This is a genomic window from Desulfoluna sp. CLI2B (assembly GCF_056847375.1).
This window is the reverse complement of record NZ_CP186557.1, coordinates 4865766-4883536: the sequence shown is the minus strand read 5'-3', so window position 1 is coordinate 4883536 and position 17771 is coordinate 4865766. Positions and strand designations below refer to the sequence as shown.

At 59.6% G+C, this 17771-nt stretch carries 17 protein-coding genes; 7 read left to right on the top strand and 10 right to left on the bottom strand.

What is annotated here, in order from left to right; all coding sequences use genetic code 11:
• Positions 1-164: 164 nt before the first annotated feature.
• From ACOYW2_RS22765 to ACOYW2_RS22755, 3 genes are read left to right on the top strand one after another with little or no spacing between them, the layout of a single operon-like run.
• On the top strand, positions 165-602 hold the full coding sequence (locus tag ACOYW2_RS22765) for a MarR family winged helix-turn-helix transcriptional regulator (RefSeq protein WP_482418217.1): 438 nt from the start codon (positions 165-167) through the stop codon (positions 600-602).
• A gap of 59 nt (positions 603-661) precedes the next feature.
• Positions 662-1141: a hypothetical protein gene (locus ACOYW2_RS22760; RefSeq protein WP_482768095.1), complete on the top strand. Its 480-nt coding sequence runs from the start codon at positions 662-664 to the stop codon at positions 1139-1141.
• The gene (locus ACOYW2_RS22755; protein WP_482768094.1) at positions 1138-1662 is read left to right on the top strand and encodes a permease; all 525 of its coding nucleotides are present in this window, start codon (positions 1138-1140) and stop codon (positions 1660-1662) included. Before ACOYW2_RS22760 ends, ACOYW2_RS22755 begins: the two co-directional genes overlap by 4 nt.
• A 198-nt stretch (positions 1663-1860) precedes the next feature.
• Here the strand turns inward: ACOYW2_RS22755 and ACOYW2_RS22750 are convergent, their stop codons facing one another.
• The 5 genes from ACOYW2_RS22750 to ACOYW2_RS22730 form a co-directional block, all read right to left on the bottom strand.
• On the bottom strand, positions 1861-2577 hold the full coding sequence (locus ACOYW2_RS22750) for an ABC transporter ATP-binding protein (protein ID WP_482768093.1): 717 nt from the start codon (positions 2575-2577) through the stop codon (positions 1861-1863).
• Complete coding sequence (locus tag ACOYW2_RS22745; protein ID WP_482418214.1) at positions 2568-3356, bottom strand: ABC transporter ATP-binding protein; 789 nt, start codon at positions 3354-3356, stop codon at positions 2568-2570. Before ACOYW2_RS22745 ends, ACOYW2_RS22750 begins: the two co-directional genes overlap by 10 nt.
• Entirely contained in the window at positions 3353-4375 is a 1023-nt protein-coding gene (locus tag ACOYW2_RS22740) for a branched-chain amino acid ABC transporter permease (protein ID WP_180142402.1), read from the bottom strand. The genes ACOYW2_RS22745 and ACOYW2_RS22740 overlap by 4 nt, the downstream gene beginning before the upstream one ends.
• 91 nt (positions 4376-4466) lie before the next feature.
• Complete coding sequence (locus ACOYW2_RS22735; RefSeq protein WP_180142405.1) at positions 4467-5372, bottom strand: branched-chain amino acid ABC transporter permease; 906 nt, start codon at positions 5370-5372, stop codon at positions 4467-4469.
• A gap of 179 nt (positions 5373-5551) precedes the next feature.
• Positions 5552-6664: a branched-chain amino acid ABC transporter substrate-binding protein gene (locus ACOYW2_RS22730; RefSeq protein WP_482768092.1), complete on the bottom strand. Its 1113-nt coding sequence runs from the start codon at positions 6662-6664 to the stop codon at positions 5552-5554.
• 621 nt (positions 6665-7285) lie between these two features.
• On the opposite strand from ACOYW2_RS22730, the gene ACOYW2_RS22725 reads away from it, so the two are divergent.
• Entirely contained in the window at positions 7286-7549 is a 264-nt protein-coding gene (locus ACOYW2_RS22725) for a 4Fe-4S dicluster domain-containing protein (RefSeq protein WP_482418212.1), read from the top strand.
• A 10-nt stretch (positions 7550-7559) separates the two neighbouring features.
• On the opposite strand, the gene ACOYW2_RS22720 is transcribed toward ACOYW2_RS22725, so the two are convergent.
• The 4 genes from ACOYW2_RS22720 to ACOYW2_RS22705 form a co-directional block, all read right to left on the bottom strand.
• Positions 7560-8177 carry a trimeric intracellular cation channel family protein gene (locus ACOYW2_RS22720; RefSeq protein ID WP_482418211.1) on the bottom strand — a complete coding sequence of 206 codons (618 nt, stop codon included), beginning with the start codon at positions 8175-8177 and terminating at the stop codon, positions 7560-7562.
• Positions 8178-8209: 32 nt separating this feature from the next.
• Positions 8210-8620 (bottom strand): alternative ribosome rescue aminoacyl-tRNA hydrolase ArfB, encoded by a 411-nt coding sequence (arfB, locus tag ACOYW2_RS22715; RefSeq protein ID WP_482771074.1) that lies wholly within the window; start codon positions 8618-8620, stop codon positions 8210-8212.
• 598 nt (positions 8621-9218) lie between these two features.
• Entirely contained in the window at positions 9219-10430 is a 1212-nt protein-coding gene (gene mnmH / locus ACOYW2_RS22710; RefSeq protein WP_482768091.1) for a tRNA 2-selenouridine(34) synthase MnmH, read from the bottom strand.
• Between the two features lie 166 nt (positions 10431-10596).
• Positions 10597-11250 carry a class II aldolase/adducin family protein gene (locus ACOYW2_RS22705; RefSeq protein ID WP_482768090.1) on the bottom strand — a complete coding sequence of 218 codons (654 nt, stop codon included), beginning with the start codon at positions 11248-11250 and terminating at the stop codon, positions 10597-10599.
• An 838-nt stretch (positions 11251-12088) separates the two neighbouring features.
• Between ACOYW2_RS22705 and ACOYW2_RS22700 the strand changes: the two genes are divergently transcribed.
• Complete coding sequence (locus tag ACOYW2_RS22700) at positions 12089-14026, top strand: aldehyde ferredoxin oxidoreductase family protein (RefSeq protein WP_482768089.1); 1938 nt, start codon at positions 12089-12091, stop codon at positions 14024-14026.
• A 157-nt stretch (positions 14027-14183) separates the two neighbouring features.
• Here the strand turns inward: ACOYW2_RS22700 and ACOYW2_RS22695 are convergent, their stop codons facing one another.
• Positions 14184-14351 carry a FeoB-associated Cys-rich membrane protein gene (locus ACOYW2_RS22695; RefSeq protein WP_180142424.1) on the bottom strand — a complete coding sequence of 56 codons (168 nt, stop codon included), beginning with the start codon at positions 14349-14351 and terminating at the stop codon, positions 14184-14186.
• A 543-nt stretch (positions 14352-14894) separates the two neighbouring features.
• Between ACOYW2_RS22695 and ACOYW2_RS22690 the strand changes: the two genes are divergently transcribed.
• A complete protein-coding gene (locus tag ACOYW2_RS22690; protein ID WP_281374520.1) occupies positions 14895-15128 on the top strand; it encodes a FeoA family protein in 234 nt (77 codons plus the stop codon).
• Positions 15129-15224: 96 nt separating this feature from the next.
• The gene (gene feoB / locus ACOYW2_RS22685) at positions 15225-17387 is read left to right on the top strand and encodes a ferrous iron transport protein B (RefSeq protein ID WP_482768088.1); all 2163 of its coding nucleotides are present in this window, start codon (positions 15225-15227) and stop codon (positions 17385-17387) included.
• Positions 17388-17771: the final 384 nt, after the last annotated feature.

Genomic DNA, 17771 nt, shown 5'->3' with positions numbered 1-17771 from the left:
TAAAAAAAGCGGATTGCCCTTGTGCTTCCCCCATGATTGCGATGCCTGGAAGAATCGACTGGGATGGTTATGAAACAGATTGATTTTTTTTGCCTGATAAGCTAGCGTGCTAACAAAAAGCGGATTGGCCATTCTGCCGTCTCATTTTACCCAAGGAATATACCATGAAAGGGATAGATCCCAACGAAAGCCTCGGTTTCCAATGCAACCTCACGGTGAAAGCCTTTGTGAACTCCCTTGAAGAGAGGCTCAAAGGGACCGGGGTGTCGCCGTCTCAGCACCGGGCCCTGGCTCACCTCATTGCCCTGGGGCCTTTGCCCCTCACCGACCTGGTGAAGCGGCTGGGCATTGCCACGCCCACCGGCGTGCGCCTGGTGGATCGCATGGAGCGGGACGGCTGGGTGACGCGGGAGCCGGACCCCGAGGACAGCAGGCGTAAAATGCTTGTCCCCACGGAAAAGGCCCATGAGGTCTGGGCAACCATCTCGGTGGTTTCAAAGGAGATGCTGGACCAGGCCTATCAAGGCGTGCCCCCTGAAGAGATCGAGAGGGTCATCGCGGTGCTTGAAAGGGTGCGGGAAAATCTCTCCAGTTCCCATTAACCTCCGGTCCCCTTTTTTTATTGTAAAACCTAGCGTACTAACATTGCGGGGAAGTGCTTATGTTTAACATCATGTTGTACCTGGCAGCTTTTGTGTTGCTTCTGATCTCCTACGCCAAAGACAAAGGAAAGACACGGAAGGCTCTGATGAAAGCCTGGAAGTCGTTTGAGAACCTGATGCCCCAGTTTCTCGTCATTCTGCTGGTCATCGGGTTTCTCCTGGCGGCCGTTGGCCCTGAAACCATCACCCGCCTTTTGGGGCAGAATTCCGGCTGGGTGGGGATGGGCATGGCTGCCCTCATCGGGTCTGTGACCCTTATTCCCGGCTTTGTGGCCTTTCCGCTTACGGCGGCCCTATACGAACACGGGGGAGGGCTCATGCAGCTGGCTGTGTTTGTCTCCACCCTCATGGGGGTGGGGGTGGTGACCCTTCCTGTTGAGATGGGGATTTTCGGGCTGCGGGTCTCCCTGGCCCGCAATCTGTTGAACGTGCTGCTGGCCTTTGGAGTGGCCGTGGTCATGGGGGTGGTGCTTACATGAGACCTTTGCTTAAACGCTACCGTGTTTTTCTTTTGATGCTCGCGGCCTTGGGTTGCCTCGGTTACGTTAACGCAGACCTTGCCGCACGTTCCCTGGGGCATTCCGTGGATTACCTCGTGGAGATGATGTTGGTGATTCCACCTATTTTTGTGCTTTTGGGTATTTTTGATGTGTGGGTGCCTCGGGAAACCATCGTGAGGCTCATGGGCGGGGAGTCCGGTGCCAAGGGCACGCTTCTGGCCCTCTGTCTGGGCTCGTTTGCTGCAGGACCGCTTTACGCAGCGTTTCCCGTGGCCGGGGTGCTGATCAAAAAAGGGGCGCGCTTTTCGAATATCATGATCTTTATCGGGGCCTGGTCCACCACCAAGGTTCCCATGCTTCTCTTTGAAGCCTCATCCATGGGCTGGGATTTCATGCTGTGCCGACTGGTGATGAACCTGACGGGGCTCATAGCCATTGCCCACATTCTGGATGCGCTGTTGCCCGAGGAGCACAAGGCCCTGTCTCCTACAGGCTCATGATGCGCCTGGCGCTCTTCGATGAGGATCATGGCGCAACAAGCCGCAAATACGTTCCGGTTGCCGATTGAGAGCATACGACGTGCCAACCAATGTGGAGATGACCTAAATCTTTTTTAGACCTGTTTGTCAAACCCAAGGCATCTAAATTGGCAAAAGTTTGGCCCCCGGCAGGGCCGCCGGAGGCTTTTTTTTTTTTTCTTATTTTTTCCCCCCGCCTAGGTAGGCTTCCCGGACGCTGGGGTTGGCCAGGAGGGCGTCGGCGTCGTCTTCCAGGACGATGCGACCCACCTCCATGACGTAGCCCCGGTGGGCGAGTTTGAGGGCTGCCTTGGCGTTTTGTTCCACCAGGACCACGGTGACCCCGCTTTTGTTGATCTCGGCCACGGTCTCGAAGATGGCTTTCACCAGAATGGGGGCAAGGCCTAAACTCGGCTCGTCCAGGAGGAGGATCCGGGGATTGTTCATGAGGGCCCTGCCGATGGCGAGCATCTGCTGTTCGCCGCCGGAGAGGGTGCCTGCCAGCTGGTTTTTCCGCTCTTTGAGGCGGGGGAACAGGTCAAAAATCCAGCGCCGGGTCTCTTCCACCCGTTTGTGGCTTTTGGCGGTAAAAGCGCCCAGGTTGAGGTTCTCCTGGACGGTTAAGGTGGAGAAGACGCGGCGGCCCTCCGGGGACTGGGTGAGCTTTTCCTCCACCACCTTGTGGGCGGGCATGGTGTGGATGGGTTTTCCGTCGAACCAGATCTCGCCTTCCGAGGGTTTCAAGAGCCCGCTGATGGTCATGAGGGTGGTGGATTTCCCGGCGCCGTTGGCCCCCAGGATGGTGACGATCTCCCCTTCGTCCACGTGCAGGTTGATGCCGTGAAGGGCCTCCACGGTGCCGTATTTCACATGGAGATTTTTTACGTCTAAAAGCACGTTTCGCCCTCCTCCTCATCGTCGTCGGTGCCCAGGTAGGCTTCGATGACCTTCTTGTTGGTCTTTATCTCTTCGGGCAGTCCCTCGGCGATTTTCTTGCCGTACTCAATCACCACCAGCTTTTCGCAGGCCTGCATCACCAGGCTCATGTCGTGCTCGATGAGAAGCACGGTGATGCCGCGGGCCTTGATGCGGGCGATGATGTCGATTAAGGCGTCGGTCTCCTGTTCGTTCATGCCCCCTGCCGGTTCGTCCAGGATGAGCAGCTTGGGCTGGGTGGCCAGGGCCCGGGCGATCTCCAGGAGGCGCTGGTTGCCGTAGGAGAGGCTGTCGGACCGGGTTTCGACATCTTCCGAGAGGCCCACGAAGTCCAGCTCGGCAAGGGCCAGCTTGATGGCCTCTTTTTCTTCCCGCTTTTGAAAGGGCGTTTTCAGCATGGCGGCGATGGAGCCGGACGTCATGCGGCAGTGGCACCCGGCCAGGACGTTTTCCAGGGCCGAGAGGGTCTTGAAAAGCCGGATGGTCTGGAAGGTCCGGGCCACGCCCATGGAGACGATTCTGTTGGGGGCCATCCCGTTTAAGACGTGTCCGTTAAAGATCACCTTGCCCTGGTTGGGCACGTAGTTGCCGGTGATGAGGTTGAAGACCGTGGTCTTGCCCGCCCCGTTGGGGCCGATGAGGCCGAAGACGTCCCCGGCCTCCACGTCGAAGGAGACCTCGTCCACGGCCCGTAAGCCGCCGAAGTCCTTGATGAGGTTGTCCAGTGTTAACAGGCTCACGGCATCTCCTCCCGTATCTTGTCAAGGGGGTACGTCCTGGGCCGTGGAGGCAGGAGCCCTTCGTTTCTGAAAATCATCATGATCACCATGGCCGCGCCGAAGATCAGCATGCGGGCCTGGCTGAAGTTCCCGAAGTCCAGGGAGAGGGTGACGCCGAAGTGTGCAAAGAGGCTGTTGATGAGGTCGCTGACGGCGCTCATGCTTCGGAAGATCTCGGGCAGGCCGATGACGAGAAAGGCCCCTAGGATGACCCCCCGGATGCTGCCGGAGCCCCCTAAGATCACGATCATGAACATCACCACCGACTCCCAGAAGTTAAAGGACTCCGGGGCGATGATGGTCATCTTGGCCGCGTAGATGGTGCCCACCATGCCGGCCCACACCGCCCCCAGCACAAAGGCGATGAGCTTGTAGTAGGTGGTGTTGATGCCGCTGCCCTCGGCGGCTACGTCGTCTTCCCGCAGGTAGTTCAAGGCCCGGCCGAACCGGGAGTTTTCCAGGCGGTGAAAGAGAAAGACCGTCACGGCCATGAACCCCCAGATGAGGTAGAAGAACTCGTGGGGTTTTCGGATCTTGAAGCCGAAGATGTAGGGCCGGTCGATGCCGAAGATGCCGTTGGCCCCTCCGGTGATGCCGAAGACGTTGTTGATGAGGGCGATGCGCACGATCTCCACAAAGCCGATGGTGACGATAAGGAGGTAATCCCCTCGCAGATGGATGATGGGCCGCGCCACGATCAGGGCCACGAGCCCTGCCATGAGCCCTGCCACGGGCATGAGCCAGAGCACGGGGATGTCAAAGGTGGTGTTTAAGATGGCGGTGGTGTAGGCCCCCACCGCGTAGAAGGCGGCATGGCCCATGTGGAACAGGCCGGCGTGGCCCAGGATGATGTTCAGGCTCAGGGCCAGCAGGGCGTACATGCCGACGCTGTTCAGCACGTCCACCCAGTAGGCGTTGAGAAAGGCCGGTGAGATGGCCAGCAGTGATGCAAGTGCAATGTAAATGGCGTTTCGTTTCATACGGTCATGGCCTCGCTGTAAAAAATTCGGTCCAGGGTTGATAAAGGCGTGGTGGCGGGCCGTGGGCGGCCCACGTGCGGGACAGGTCCCGTCACACTTTTTCCGCAACCCGTTCGCCCAGGAGGCCGGTGGGACGAACGATAAGGATGAGGATCAACACGACAAAGGCGATGGCGTCCTTCCAGGCGATGGAGATATACGCCGCGCCCAGGGCTTCGATGACCCCCAGGAGCAGGCCGCCGAGCATGGCCCCGGGGATGTTGCCGATACCGCCCAGGATGGCCGCGGTAAAGGCCTTGAGACCGTAGATCCAGCCCATGGTGAAGTTGATCTGCCCGTAGTAGAGGCCCACCATGAGACCGGCCGCGCCCCCTAAGGCCGGGCCGATGAGAAAGACGATCATGATGACGGCGTTGACGTTGATGCCCATGAGCTTGGCCGCGCCCTGGTCGATGGCAACGGCCCGGATGGCTGTGCCTGTTTTGGTCTTCTGGATGAAGAAGTAGAGGGCGGCCATCATCACCACGGAGGTGAGCAGGATCAGGATGCGCAGCAACGGCACGTTGAGGCCGAAGATGGGGATCACCACCTTGGGCAGGATGTCGTGGGGGTAGACCTGGTAGCGGGCGCCGTAGATGAGCATGACGGCGTTCTGGAAGAAGATGGAGGCGCCCAGGGCCGAGACCACGGCCGAGAGCCGGTGGGATTCGCGCAAGGGGCGGTAGGCGATGCGTTCCAGGATGATGCCCACCACGGCCACGAGGCCCATGACCATGATGGCCAGGGCAAGGACCACGCCGAAGGGGCCCAGTCGGTCGGTGAGGCCCAGGGCGGAAAGCAGAGTGAGCCCCAGGTACGCCCCGATGGTGAAGAGATCGCCGTGGGCAAAGTTGATCAGTTTCAAGACGCCGTAGACCATGGTGTAGCCCAGGGCGATGAGGGCGTAAATGCCCCCCACGGCCAGGCCGTTGGTCAGCTGTTGAAAAAACAGTTCCATCTTACTTCTCCGGTGGTACATCACGCGGCAGAGGCACCGGGAACCCGATGCCTCTGATGCGTGTTGGGATTTCTATCAACCCGGCGATTGCATGCACCCATCGATAAGGTTGTCGCCGGGGTGATAAGCATGCGAGGCGCCTCGCCGTCTTCAGCCTGTTCGGGCGAGGCTGTCGCCCCTTACGGCTGCAGCACGAAGCTCCCCTGGCCGTCAACCTTGTAGAGACGGTAGAGATCGCCTACGCGGTCCCCTTTTTCGTTGAAGGAGAGCTTGCCGGTGAGGCCGGGCATGTCCTTGAGGTCGTTGTGGAGGTACTTGGCAAGGACCTTGGTGTCGGTGGAGCCGGTGGCCTTGATGGCGGCTGCGATGGCGTTGAATCCGTCACCGGAAAGAACCGCCCAGACCGAGCCGGGGACTCCGTTGTACTTCTTGGTGTAGGCGGCAAGGAAGGCCTTGGCTTCGGCGGAGTCCAGGTCCTGGGGAACAGGGGGGCTCAGGAAGAAGAAACCTTCGGCGGCTTTTTTGCCGGCAATCTTGACCAGGTCGGGGTTGTTAGTGGCGTCGCCGCCGATAAAGGGCACATCCCAGCCCATCTCCATCTTCTGGCGAAGGAGAAGGCCCGCTTCGGGGTAGTAACCGGTGAAGAGGACGGCGTCGGGGGCCGAGGCCTTCATCTTGGTGAGGATGGCGCTGTAATCACGCTCTCCGGCGGTGAGGGCTTCGTAAAAGACGATTTCCGCAGGCTCTTTTTTCAGCAGCGCCTTGGCTTCGTCGGCCAGACCCTTGGCGTAGGTGGTGTTGTCGTGGAGGATGGCTACTTTTTTGAAGCCCATGGTCATGAGGGTCTTCACCGCCACCTTGCCCTGCTCGTCGTCCCTGGGGCAGGAGCGGAAGAAGTAGTCCAGTCCCTTTTCCGAAAGGCGGATGGCCGTGGAGCCGTTGGCGATCTGGATGATCTCCTCTTCGTCGTAAATGTTCTGGGATGCTTCGGTGATGGAGGAACCGTAGGTGCCGATGACGGCGATGATGTCGCGGGTGGCCAGGCGCTGGGCGGCCAGGGCGGCCGTACGGGGATCGCCGGCATCGTCTTCGGTGATGATCTCCACCTGCTTGCCGAGGAGCCGACCTGCAGGCTGTAGCTCCACTAGCAGCTCGACGATTTGTTTCATGTCCTGGCCTTCGCTGGCCCAGGAACCGGTGAGGGGACACATGAGGCCGATCTTGATGGTGGCGGCCGCGGCAATGGATGCCGTCAGGGAAAAACACAAGGCAAGAAACAGAACTCTTTTCATAAACACATCTCCTCATTGTTGGTCTCGGTGTGACGGGATCCGGTCCCACCCGGATCCGGACGGACAGGCGACGAGGGTCATGCAAACCGGTGTCGGCCGGGGGCCGGCCGGCTGTTTGCCCTGTCCGGTCATGCCTACTGGTCTCTTTGCGTCAAGTTGTCTCATATTACTATTGTGCGTTAGTAACGAGATATGACGAGGCCCGTGCATAAGCCGATGAACCCATGGGCACATTGCCACAACGCTTTATGGAAACGGTACGTGGATAGCTGGATACAGCGTTGGGGTTGGGTTGTCCTTACGAACGGTCATTTAACTTCTATTTTCATAAAACATCAAGTTTTTTCTATGGATTGCCTTGTATTGACTTGCTCAAATGTTCCTTGAATTAAGGCCTTCTTTGTCGGCTTTTCGATGATATGGGGCTAATATTATATTTGATTCTTCTGAAGATTTAGAAATTGTGAAGGCGGGTTGCTCGCAGGGTGGGGATGGTAATGATGGGATGGGTGGGGGAACTCGCAAAGGGTGGCCTAAGGGTTCCCTTTCCGGGTATACTGAAATCGGGCCCGGAATCACAGCCGGGTGACGGTGCCGTTCACAGGTCAAGGAGGTGCTTTCATGAAAGAGCTTCGTCCTGTCGGAAATATGGCAACCCTTGAGCTCCATACCGATCTTTGCGCGGGATGCGATTTTTGCGTCGTGGTCTGCCCCCAGGGCGACCTTGCCAGGGAGGGGCCTGAAACGCGCGCCGCCCGTCAAGACAACTGCCTGGCCTGCGGGGGCTGCGCAAAGAATTGCCCGGTGGCCTCAGCTTCCGCCAAGCCCGGCGTGGGCTGTGCCGCCTATATCCTCTCCGGCTGGGGCAAGGTGGGGACGCCTTGACATTCTGTGGCTACGCATTTCCCTTGTACAAAAGAAATCGCGGATAATAGAGATCCCAGTGGATGGAGGCGCACCGCAGGCCAAAGGCCAGGGCCAGGCCGTAGTAGCGGTTGAAGGCGTGGTCCGGTGCCAGGTGAAGAAGTAGGCAGAAGAGGGAGGCGCCGAGGAGGGCTGGGGTGGCGTAGAACTCCCGGCCCAAAAGCAGGGGCATCTTGCCGGTGAGGATGTCTCGAATCATGCCCCCGGCGATGCCGGTGGTCAGGCCCATGAGCACGGCCACGGGGTAGGAGAAGCCCAGGGAGAGGGCCTTTTCTGCGGCGGTGATGGTGAACAGGCACATGCCGAAGGAGTCGGCATAGAGAAACAGGGTGTAGGTGTTGCTGACAAAGCGGATAAAGAAAAAGGCGATGAGGGCGGCTGCCACCGAGACCCAGAGGTAGGTCTCGTCCCCGATCCAGAAGATGGGGTTGGCGTCCATGAGGATGTCCCGGATGGTGCCGCCGCCAAGGGCCGTCACCACCCCAAGGAGGATGATGCTGAACAGGTCCATGTCCTTTTTGCCCGCCGCCACCACCCCGGTGACGGAAAAGGCGGCAATGCCCACCATGCCGATAAGATAGATGATCATGTGTCGTAGCCTCAGCTGCGCGTTGGGGTCGTCTATTCGTGGGAAACTTTTCCCCGTGATTTTTTCAGGTCGCCGCGACGGGTCTTGGCCTTGAGGCGCCTCTCCCTGGCATTTTTCGATGGCCGGGTGGGGCGCCTTTTTTTGGGCACCGCGGTCACCCCCCGGATCAGGTTGATGAGGCGCTCCAGGGCTGCCTGGCGGTTCATCTCCCGGCTGCGGTGCTCCCGGGACTTGATGATCACCATGCCCTCGTCGGTGATGCGGTGGTCGGACAGGGCCAGGAGCCGCTCCTTGTAGACCTCGGGCAGGGAGGATGCCCGGATGTCGAACCTCAGGTGAATGGCCGTGGCCGAGGTGTTGACGTGCTGGCCCCCGGGCCCCGACGCCTTGACGGCGGAGATCTCCACCTCGTCGTCACCAAGGGAGAGTCGCTGTGTGATCATGATTGGCAAAACATGGACTCCTTCGGTATCGGTTCAGGTAACTATTCAGCTTAAAAAAGCCTCCGGCGGCCAGGGAATAAATTTCCTGGATCCAGGTTCGGGAATGCTCTATCGCCTTCGCTTGACGCGCCGTAGCCCGGTGACGTTGGTTCAGTGGTGATACGCAGACACGGGCGTAAGTGGATTTCTCAGGTTCATCCCATTTCCTGACGGGCTGTGCCCGTGTTGAAGGGCAATCCCCTGGCCCAGGGTACCCTTCGTTCCCAGGCTCCGCCTGGGAATGATGCATGGAGGCTCTGCCTCCACGATTGAGGTTGCGTAACACTGTATATTCTGCTCGTTATGCCGCCATGCCTCACACCTGCAAGGCGGAGCCTTGCAACCGACACCCCCAGGCAGAGCCTGGGAGCGAGGTGTCCGGCGGCCAGGTGGGGGCACCTGGAAACCCTGTGGCGAATGCTTGAAGGCAGACATCAAGCAACCGTTTTTGGGGCATTCGCGTGGGATGTGGCAACCGTGTTTTACAGGAAAGACCTGTTTGTCAAACTTTTCAAAAGTTTGGCCCCCGGCAGGGCCGCCGGAGGCATAATTCCCCTGTTTATTCTTTTGCGCTGTGGTACCACGCGGAAATGGCTGCAGCCGCTTCGGCCGGGTCGATGTTGGGCACGGTGAACAGGGGCGGGGCGTCCACGGCCTTGTAGACCTTGTCGTAGTAGTCCACCATCACCTCATTGAGAAACCCGCGATAGTCCCCGGCGTCGATGGCCGCGCACCATCTCTCCACCGTCTCTTTGCCCACCCGGCGCGTGAGGAACCGCACCGCGTCTTTGACCATCTCCTCCACCTCTTTTCCCCCTTTGCCGAAGTACTCTTTCTCCAGACGGGCCAGTCGGGTCTCAAGGGGGCAGGTGAGGCCGATGTGGGTCTCCTTTTCAAGGGCCTTGCAGACGGAGGGGGGCAGGTTGAACCGGCCGATTTTGGAGCTCTCCATCTCGGTGAGAAAGGGAGGCAGGCTGCCGTCGGGGTTTCGGTGCTGCAGGATGTTGACGTAGAGGTTGGTCTCGAAGTCTCGCTGGCTCTTGGCCAGGGACTCCCCCATGAGGTTGAAGCGGATCTCCCCGAAGACCGAGGCGGCGTGGCCTGCCGCAGCTTCCAGGTGGAGGACGGGCAGGTCCGGGTGGTGTGCCTGGATGTGCTCCAGCAGCTCGGATTTCCCGCAGCCGGTCTGGCCGGAGAAGGGGTAGAGGGTCAGCGTGGTTTCGTACAGCATGGTGTGCACCTCTTTGCGGAAGGCCTTTTGCCCGCCGTTGAGGCGCACGGCGTCGATGCCGTTCTGGTTGAGCATGCTGGTGGTGTAGCGGCTTCGGCCCCCGCCCCGCCAGCAGTAGAGGATCACGGGCCCGCCCTGGGCCAGCTCCCGGACCTTTTTAAGGTAGGCCTCTTCCTTTTGCCGGGCCAGGTGCCAGGCGTAGGAGAGGGCCAGGTCTTTGTCGTGACGCTTGTAGATGAGACCCACGTTGTGCCGTTCCTCGTTGGTGAGGATGGGGATGTTCACGGCAAAGGGGAGGCGCTCCCGTTCAAACTCGGCCTCGGACCTCACGTCGATGAGGGTGTAGGGCCCTTTTTTCCCGTGGGCCAGGTCCGTGAGAATTTCCGTGAAGTTCTCCTGGGGCATCACCCGCTCGATGGCGGCGATGTCCTTAAAGTGAACGTGGGGGAGCTCTAAGGGCAGCACCTGTTTCAGCAGGGCCGCCAGCTCCTCCTTCTGGTCGTGATCGTGGTTGTCTGTGTCGCTATCGCTATGGGTCATGGGGGGTGTTTCCCTTATTCTTCGGTTCTATGGGTGACGGATGTCACCGCAAAACGAATCAAGAGGGTGCGTTGCGATGGCTTCCTGTATCTCATTGTTGTGCCCGCTTCTTATCAGAAAGGGGCCGGGGGATGCCACCGGAAAAAACAGCACCCCCGAGCCGGGGTCACAGGGTTTGCCGGATTTCGTCCCAGAAGGCCAGGGCATGCTCCGGCAGGGTGGTGACGGGACGACCCGTGGCCAGGGCGCTGTGGTAAACCTTGGCGATTTTTTCCAGGAACTCGGCGTTCCTCAGGGCCTGCTTGAGGGAGCCCCCCAAGCTCAGGGCGCCGTGGTTCTGCATGATAAAGCAGGCACAGCCGTTGGTGACGGCATCGCCCACCTGGGCGGCCAGGGCGTCGGTGCCGCTGATGGCGTACGGGATCACCGCCACCTGGTTGCCGATGTGCATGGTGATCTCGTCAAAAAGGGGGGGGATGGGGGTGTTGAGCACCGAAAAGATACTGGCGTGGAACTGGTGGGTGTGGGCCACGGCCCCCACGTCCGGCCGCGCCTTGTAAATAGCGGCATGCATCCCCGCCTCGATGGAGGGCTTCAGATCCCCTTCCAGCCGGTTGAGGTCGAAGTCCAGCAGGCAGATGTCCTCTGGGGAGAGTTCGTTGTAAGGCACGGACGACGGGGTGACGGCAAAAAGGTTTTCACCGGGCACCCGCGCTGAAACGTTGCCCCCGGAGCTGAGGTGGGAGCCGAAGTAGTTGTTTTCCGAAAGCCAGAGGGCCGAATCCAGGACCTCCTGCTTGATGTCGATGGTTGCGTCCATATGTATAGAGAATCCTTCCTGGCACCACCCGGGCGATACCGGGAGGCCTTCGTTTTTCAATGTCTTCTATGGTTAAAGTGAGTGGAAAAAGCATGCCTCCGGCGGCGAGGGTGGCGAAGCCACAATAGCAAAAACACCTCGAAAGCTTATTGCCCTTGCACGTTGCCCTTCGTTCCTCAGGGCAACGTGCAAGGGCCTTCGACTCGGGCTGCGCCCGACATAAACGCCGATGGCTTATGCGGGCTGGCTCACAAGCTTCGACGCCACAGGATACGTTGTCGCTACTTGGTCATTGTCGATTTTACCGCACTGCCTCCGGCGGCCCTGCTGGGGGCAAAGCGTTTAATCCGCCTTCGCCCACGTCCAAGGGGTACGGCGCGACAAGCGAGAGGGAAAGCGCATTCGCCCCCTGTCTTCGAGGTGTCACACCTCGCCGCAGGAGTTATTCCGGTTAAAGGCAAGCGGCTCCCTAATGCCCTTCATCGGGTTTGCAGAAAAATAAAATGGGCCTCTCCTGCAAAAGCGGTTGCCATATGTCACAGGCCACGCGAATGCCTCGAAAACGTCTGCATGATGTGGCCCTCCATGCATTCGCCTTAGGGTTTCCAGGTGCCCCACCTGGCCGCCGGAGGCCTGGTTGTTCAACCCGCTTTATCCATGGAAGGCAATCTAACGTAATGCCCAAACATTTTAGTATAGGCCCCCGGCATGGCACCGTAAAGAAGATTGTGGTGCGGGCTTGTGTCTGCCTGCGGGATACGATAAGAATGGGGAATTTCTTCGTAAATATCGATTGGATTGCAACAGGGCGGTGACCCATCGCCCGGGGAGTGTCGTTATGTTCGGATGGTGCGGAACCGTGCTTCGTGTGGACCTGACCCACGGGACCCTGGAAAAAAAAGAGCTGGACCGTGAGGTGGCCAAGGCCTTCCTCGGGGGCCGGGGCCTCAACGCTAAAACCCTGTTTGACGAGGTAGGGCCCGGAGTGGACCCCCTGGGGCCGGAGAACCTTCTCTGTTTTGCCACCGGGACCCTGACGGCCACCACCATGGGCCTCTCCAGCCGTCTCCATGTCAGCACCCTGTCCCCTTACAGCGGGATCATGGGGGACGGAAACGTCGGGGGAACCATGGGCAACGTGATGAAGCGCGCCGGCTACGATCAGCTCGTGGTGAAAGGTGCCTCGGATAAGCCCGTCTATCTTCTCATCGAAGACGGGGAAGTCTCCCTCCATGACGCCGGGGACCTCTGGGGACTGGACACCTGGGCCACCACCGACATCCTCGTGGAGCGTCACGGCAAGGGTGTGTGCGTGGCCTGCATCGGCCAGGCCGGCGAGAACCTTGTGCGCCTTGCCTCCACCATGGTGGACAAGTACGCCTCGGCCTCCCGGGGCAGCGGGGCGGTGTGGGGATCCAAAAACCTAAAAGCCATTGTATTGAGGGGAACCGGGCGTCCTGAGCTCTTTGACCGGCCCGGGTTCCTCGCCCTGTCCAAGGAGGACAAGCAGTTCATGGCCAAGGATCGGGTGCAGCAGGAGGTGGCGGCGGTCTACGGCTCCCACTACGGCATCACCCACTGGTATCCCGGGTACCGCAACTTTGAAAAGGAGCTTTCTCCCGAGGAGGTTCCGGCCCAGATTCGCCACGACGCGTGGAAAGAGTACGAGATCGATCGCGTGGGCTGCCAGAGCTGCCATATCAAGTGCAAGAACCTCTACAAGATTCCCAAGGGAGAGCGCAAAGGCGAGGTGGGGGAGGGCCTGGAGTACGAGGCGGTCTACTGCCTGGGCACCAACTGCGGGGTGGACGACCCGGTGGCCATCATGGAGATGGAGAACCTCTGCGATGCTTACGGGGTGGATGTCATTGCCATCGGTAACACCATCGCCCTGGCCAAGGACCTCTACAACCGGGGCATCATCGACGATGAGGTGACGGGCGGCCTCGACCTCTCCTGGGAGAACGCCGAAGACCAGGTGGAACTGGTCCACAAGACCGTCATGCGCGAAGGATTCGGCAATCTCATTGCCGAGGGCATGTACTCCCTGGCCAAGATCGTGGGCAACGGGGCCATGGAGTATTGCTATCACACCAAGGGCCTGGGGCGCGGGGTCTACCCTGCGGGCCTCTTCTCCCTGGCACACGCCATCGCCACACGGGGTGCCGACCACCTGCGCGGCCGAAGCTGGTCCTGCGGGGAAAACTCCGATGAGGACGTGCTCAAGGACCTTATGGACAAAGGCATCATCACCGATGATCCGGTCCACTCCATGATCCATGGGGAGCGGGTGACCACCCTGGCCGACACCATCGGCCGATGCAAAGGCGCGGTCAACACCTGGACCTGTGCCTTGCCCCTTATCTGGAAAGGGTCCCTTTTTGACGGCCTGGCCGACATGCTCACCAAGGCCACGGGCGTTACCTACACCGGCGCCATGGTGGAAGAGGTCTCCGACCGCATCGGGGCCGTGGAGCGCGCCTTCAACGCCCGCCAGGGGATCACCATCACCCACGACATGCTGCCCCAGCGCCCGGACTTCAAGCACTCCCCGGAAGGGGTCAAAGAGCGGGAAGAGCACATGGCCCTGGTGCGGTCCTGGTACCGGGAAAACGGTTACGACCCGGACACAGGGCTGCCCACGGCCGAAACCTATGGCCGCTTGGGCATCCGGGATGTGGGAGACACCCTGGCCCGGGACGGGGCCTACACATCGTGGGACGGCCCCCTGCTGATGGAGGCAGACGCCTACCCCCGGGGGGGAAAGCGGTTCTAACCGGGTTCCCACATGCGACGTTCCTTCGTTACACCGGAGCATAGACGCAGAGAGTGACGCCTGGTCTTAAAATAAAAAAGGCCCGTAAGCGGTTCCCGGAAGGGACCGTCTGCGGGCCTTTTCATGTTTAATAAAGGAAATAAACGGGAACGCTGTGTTACAGCAGCCGCTTGTCGTCGGGGATGTCGCAGGTGTTGCTGGTACCGCATTGGGAGCAGTCGCAGCTGCACCCTTTCTTTTTTCCGGTGAACGTGTGGTAGAGGGACCGCGCGGTAAAGAAAAAAGCGGCGGCCACCACCAGAATGACGATAGCTGTGTCAAGCATGAAATCGGCCTCTCTATTAAAGGGGTTGCGGCCCATGGTGTTGATGGGCACGGGGGCGGTGTAAGCCGCTTGGCACCCCCTACGGGTGCATGAGAAAGATAGGGAGTGTCTGAGGATGTGTCAATGTAAAAAGTTTGGCTATCCGAAAAATATTTTAGCAAAAAAGAAGGTCTTTGGGTCAAAGTGTTTTACTGATTTTCCGGTTAACTATTTGAAATGATATGTTTGACTGGCCTGGCGTGGTGTGTGAGGGACCTCGTTGACCGATTGAAATCGTTGAAAAAAAGAGTTGCATGGGGTGAGGTGGTGTGCTATCAACCCCATAAAAACTTTGGCTTGCCAAAAAAGAGGCTTCCCGAAGGAACCGTGAGGTCATCGTTCCCCGAAAGCACCTCCCCGCAGATGAGATGCGGCAGGCACGCGGACCGGGGGCGCCTGTTCCCATGCGGATACAGGCAGCGACGACGTGGGGCATGAAGCCCCGTTTTATCTTTTCTTAACGGCAGTGTGACACTGGCATGAAGTGAGGCAACAATGGCAGAGATGATGAGTTTACGTAAGATGAAGGTGGATCAGAAAGGCGTGATCCGCATGGTCACCGGCGAAGGCGAACTGGGCCGGAGGATCCGTGACATGGGCATCGTTCCCAACACCGAGTTTACGGTGGTGGGCAAGGCCCCCCTTAAAGACCCCGTGGCCATCCGGCTCAGGGATTTTACCCTGACCCTCCGGAACAGCGAAGCGGATTTTATTTTTGTGGACGCCCTTGAAGCGTAGCACCGGCAGCCCTGCACAAGGCGCTCCGTCTGATGTAATCAAGGGGCGGCCTGGGCGCATGACATGGACATCTTACAGCAGGTAAGCAGAATTATCATGGACAAGCATTTGACGCTGGCACTGGCCGGCAACCCGAACTCCGGGAAGACCACCATGTACAACTCCCTCACCGGCGCGCGCCAGAGGGTTGGAAACTATCCGGGCATCACCGTGGAACACCGCGAAGGAGATGCCCGCCATAACGGTCACGAACTCACCATCGTGGACCTTCCCGGCACCTATTCCCTCACCGCCTACACCCCCGAGGAGCTCGTGGCCCGGGACTACATTGTGGAGCGTCGTCCCCACGCCGTGGTGAACATCCTTGACGCCACCAGCCTGGAACGAAACCTTTACTTAAGCCTTCAGTTTATGGAACTCGGGGTCCCTGTGGTCCTGGCCCTCAACATGATGGACTCGGTTCGAAAGCAGGGCAAAGAGATCGACACGGCCCTTCTTTCACAGCGCCTCGGCCTTCCCGTTGTGGAGACCGTGGCCCGTACCGGCGACGGCAAAGACGAACTCATGGAAGAGGCCATCCGCTTTGCCGAAGAGAAGCAGGGCCAGTGGGCTCCCCTTGCCATCTCCTACGGACCGGACCTCGACCCTGTCATCGACGAGATGGTGGCCGTGGTGGAAAAGAACGCCTTTTTAGCCAAGCGCGCACCGGCCCGCTGGGTAGCCATCAAGTATCTGGAGAACGACGAGCAGGTGATCAAGATGGGGGAGAGAAAAGACCCCGAGACCGCCGCTGTCCTTACGAAGATGTCCGAATCCGTGGCCCGGCACTGCCGCTCCACCTTAAAGATCAGCCCTGAATCCCTCATTGCCGACTACCGGTACGGCTACATCGCCGCCCTGATGAAAGAGGGCGTGGTCCGTGCGGTACGTCCCCAGGCGCGCCTCCAGTTTTCCGACCAGCTGGACAAGGTCCTGACCCAGCAGTTCATGGGGCCGGCCATCATGGTGGCCATTCTCTATGCCATTTTTTATGCCACCTTCACCCTGGGCGAGATCCCCATGGGCTGGGTGGAGACCTTTTTCGCCTGGCTCTCGGATGCGGCCACGGCTGTTCTGCCCGAGGGCTTGCTTCAATCCCTTGTGGTGGACGGCATCATCGGCGGCGTGGGGGGCGTCTTGGGCTTTGTGCCCCTGATCATGGTGATGTTCATGATGATCGCCTTCCTTGAAGACTCCGGTTACATGGCCCGCATGGCCTATATGATGGACCGCGTCATGCGTGCCTTCGGCCTGCACGGATCTTCGGTCATGCCCTTTATCGTCTCCGGCGGTATCGCAGGCGGCTGCGCCGTGCCCGGCGTCATGGCCACCCGGACCCTGAGAAGCCCCAAAGAGAAGCTCGCCACCGTGCTTACGGCTCCCTTTATGAGCTGCGGCGCCAAGGTGCCGGTGATTATCCTCATCGCCGCCGCCTTTTTCGAGAACTCCGCCTCGGTGATGTTCTGGACGGTCCTCGGCGGATGGGCCGCGGCCCTGGTGGTGGCCAAGCTCCTGCGATCCACGGTGATCAAGGGCGAGTCCACTCCCTTTGTCATGGAGCTGCCTCCCTACCGCATGCCCACCCTGAAAGGGCTTCTCATCCACACCTGGGAGCGTGCCTGGTCCTACATCAAGAAGGCCGGTACCGTGATCCTGGGGATCTCCATCCTCATCTGGGCCATGATGACCTTCCCCGGACTGCCTGAAAGCGAGACAGCTCAGTACGCGTCCCAGCGCACGGTGGCAGAATCCACCCTGAGCGCCGACGCCCTTGAGGCTCGCCTCGCCGAGATCGACAACAGCGAGTCCCAGCACGCCCTCAAGCACTCCGTGGCAGGCAAGATCGGCACCGGCATGGAGTCCCTCACCCAGCTTGCAGGGTTTGACTGGCGAACCAACATCGCCCTGCTGGGCGGCTTTGCCGCCAAAGAGGTCATCGTTTCCACCCTGGGTACTGCCTACTCCCTGGGCGAGGTGGACGCCGAAGAGGCCGAAGGGCTCTCCACGCGACTGGCCGCCGACCCCACCTGGAGCGTGGCAACCGCCGTGGCCCTCCTGGTCTTTGTGATGCTCTACGCACCCTGCTTTGTCACCGTGGTGGTCATCGCACGAGAGACCTCCTGGAAATGGGCCACCTTCAGCGTGGTCTTCAACACAGGCTTTGCCTTTGTACTCTCGGTGATGGCCTACCAGGTCACCCGGGCCATCATGGGCGGCTAAGGCTGCAAAAAAAAAATAAAAGCACAAAAAACAGCCTCCGGCGGCAAGGTGTGCCACCTTGAAAGCAAATTACCGCCGGGCTTTGTCCCTCGTTCCTCGGTTCAAATCCCAGCGGTATTCTGGCGAACCATTGTGTGATTATTTATTTCCGACAGCCTGAGCTGGCGAGCGTTCCAGCTTACGCTGACAGGCCGCACCCGAGAACCGTGGCCTGTGATACCTGAATTTCCTTGATTGATTGAGATGCCGTTGCGATGTGCCCATGGGGTGAATCGCAGCGGCTTTTTTTTTGGGGGCGTAACGCCCTCTCCTGATAAGTTTTTACGGGCAAAGCCCGTCAGCACATTGGACGAACCCAAGGAACGAGGGCTCGGAGCATGTGCG

Coding starts and splice junctions, on each gene's coding strand:
- ACOYW2_RS22765 (WP_482418217.1), top strand. CDS start 165: ATGAAAGGGATAGATCCCAACGAAAGCCTCGGTTTCCAATGCAACCTC.
- ACOYW2_RS22760 (WP_482768095.1), top strand. CDS start 662: ATGTTTAACATCATGTTGTACCTGGCAGCTTTTGTGTTGCTTCTGATC.
- ACOYW2_RS22755 (WP_482768094.1), top strand. CDS start 1,138: ATGAGACCTTTGCTTAAACGCTACCGTGTTTTTCTTTTGATGCTCGCG.
- ACOYW2_RS22740 (WP_180142402.1), bottom strand. CDS start 4,375: ATGAAACGAAACGCCATTTACATTGCACTTGCATCACTGCTGGCCATC.
- ACOYW2_RS22735 (WP_180142405.1), bottom strand. CDS start 5,372: ATGGAACTGTTTTTTCAACAGCTGACCAACGGCCTGGCCGTGGGGGGC.
- ACOYW2_RS22730 (WP_482768092.1), bottom strand. CDS start 6,664: ATGAAAAGAGTTCTGTTTCTTGCCTTGTGTTTTTCCCTGACGGCATCC.
- ACOYW2_RS22725 (WP_482418212.1), top strand. CDS start 7,286: ATGAAAGAGCTTCGTCCTGTCGGAAATATGGCAACCCTTGAGCTCCAT.
- ACOYW2_RS22720 (WP_482418211.1), bottom strand. CDS start 8,177: ATGATCATCTATCTTATCGGCATGGTGGGCATTGCCGCCTTTTCCGTC.
- arfB (WP_482771074.1), bottom strand. CDS start 8,620: ATGATCACACAGCGACTCTCCCTTGGTGACGACGAGGTGGAGATCTCC.
- mnmH (WP_482768091.1), bottom strand. CDS start 10,430: ATGACCCATAGCGATAGCGACACAGACAACCACGATCACGACCAGAAG.
- ACOYW2_RS22705 (WP_482768090.1), bottom strand. CDS start 11,250: ATGGACGCAACCATCGACATCAAGCAGGAGGTCCTGGATTCGGCCCTC.
- ACOYW2_RS22700 (WP_482768089.1), top strand. CDS start 12,089: ATGTTCGGATGGTGCGGAACCGTGCTTCGTGTGGACCTGACCCACGGG.
- ACOYW2_RS22695 (WP_180142424.1), bottom strand. CDS start 14,351: ATGCTTGACACAGCTATCGTCATTCTGGTGGTGGCCGCCGCTTTTTTC.
- ACOYW2_RS22690 (WP_281374520.1), top strand. CDS start 14,895: ATGATGAGTTTACGTAAGATGAAGGTGGATCAGAAAGGCGTGATCCGC.
- feoB (WP_482768088.1), top strand. CDS start 15,225: ATGGACAAGCATTTGACGCTGGCACTGGCCGGCAACCCGAACTCCGGG.